The 1,615-nt window shown below is 70.2% G+C and carries 2 protein-coding genes; both read left to right on the top strand.

Annotated elements, in window-relative coordinates:
• Positions 1–482 (top strand): electron transfer flavoprotein subunit beta/FixA family protein (locus tag ACRWND_RS30710; RefSeq protein ID WP_431955230.1); only part of this gene is annotated, 482 nt, incomplete at its 5' end.
• 47 nt (positions 483–529) lie between these two features.
• On the top strand, positions 530–1,492 hold the full coding sequence (locus ACRWND_RS30705) for an electron transfer flavoprotein subunit alpha/FixB family protein (protein WP_431955228.1): 963 nt from the start codon (positions 530–532) through the stop codon (positions 1,490–1,492).
• Positions 1,493–1,615: the final 123 nt, after the last annotated feature.

Raw genomic sequence — 1,615 nt, 5'->3', positions numbered from 1 at the left:
TGGTGCTGGCGAGGGCGGTCGAGCGGGTGGGGTTCGATCTGGTGGTGACGGGGATGGCGTCCACGGATGGGACGGCGGGTGTGGTGCCGGCGTTGCTGGCGGAGCGGTTGGGTGTGCCGCAGGTGACGTTGTTGTCGCGGGTGTCGGTCGAGGGTGGGGTGGTGTCGGGGCGGCGGGATGGTGATGCGGCGAGTGAGGAGCTTGAGGCGTCGTTGCCGGCGGTGGTGTCGGTGACGGATCAGTCGGGTGAGGCGCGGTATCCGTCGTTCAAGGGGATCATGGCGGCGAAGAAGAAGCCGGTGGAGTCGCTGGATCTGTCCGACCTGGGTGTGGAGGTGGGGCTGGTGGGTCTGGCGGGGGCGTGGACCCGGGTGGATGAGGCGGTGGCGCGTCCGCCGCGGGCGGCTGGTGTGGTCGTCAAGGACGAGGGTGAGGGCGGTAGGCAGCTCGCGGAGTTCCTCGCGGGCCGGAAGTTCGTCTGAGCGGCCTTCTTCTTCTTTCTCTTCGAGTTCTCAGGAGTGGTGTTCCCGTGGGTGATGTCCTCGTTTATGTCGATCATGTGGAGGGTGCGGTTCGCAAGCCGACCCTCGAGTTGCTGACGATCGCGCGTCGGCTGGGTGAGCCGGTGGCGGTGGCGCTGGGTGCGGGTGCTGGTGCGACGGCGGGTGTGCTGGGTGAGCATGGTGCGGTGCGGGTGCTGGTCAATGAGGCGGGGGAGTTCGCGCGGTATTTGGTGGTGCCGAAGGTGGATGCGTTGGAGGCGGCCGCGGGTGTGGTGAGTCCGGTGGCGGTGCTGGTGCCGTCGTCGGGGGAGGGTAAGGAGGTCGCGGCGCGGTTGGCGTTGCGGTTGGGGTCGGGTCTGGTCACCGATGCGGTGGATGTGGTGGCGGGGTCTGAGGGGCCGGTGGCGACGCAGTCGGTGTTCGCGGCGTCGTTCACGACGAGGTCGCGGGTGACGGTGGGTGTGCCGGTGATCACGGTGAAGCCGAATGCGGCGCCGGTGGAGGCGGTTGCGGCCGGGGGTGTGGTGGAGGAGTTGCCGGTGGAGTTCGGTGTGCTGGCGGCGGGGACGCGGGTGGTGGCGCGGGCGCCGCGGGAGGTGTCGGGTCGTCCGGAGTTGACCGAGGCGGCGATCGTGGTGTCGGGTGGTCGCGGGGTGGGGGGTGCGGAGAACTTCGCGGTGATCGAGGCGTTGGCGGATGCGTTGGGTGCGGCGGTGGGGGCGTCGCGGGCGGCGGTGGACGCGGGTTGGTATCCGCATGCGCATCAGGTGGGTCAGACGGGTAAGTCGGTGTCGCCGCAGTTGTATGTGGCGGCGGGTATCTCGGGGGCGATCCAGCACCGGGCGGGGATGCAGACGTCGAAGACGATCGTGGCGGTGAACAAGGATCCGGAGGCGCCGATCTTCGAGTTGGCGGATTACGGGGTGGTGGGTGATCTGTTCCAGGTCCTGCCGCAGCTGACCGAGGAGGTCACCGCCCGTAAGGGCTGACCCCGGGCGCCACCCGGCGCACGCCCTGACCGGAGCCCCGTGACGCCCCCGGCCGCGCCACGGGGCTCCGGCCGTGCCCGCCCCGTCCGTCCCGACGCCGTTGACGACGAGAAGCAAGCGGCG

Origin of the sequence: Actinacidiphila sp. bgisy167 (assembly GCF_965342175.1) — a bacterium.
Lineage (GTDB): Bacteria > Actinomycetota > Actinomycetes > Streptomycetales > Streptomycetaceae > Actinacidiphila.
The sequence above is the reverse complement of the archived record's forward strand: the minus strand, read 5'-3'. Positions and strand labels throughout refer to the sequence as shown.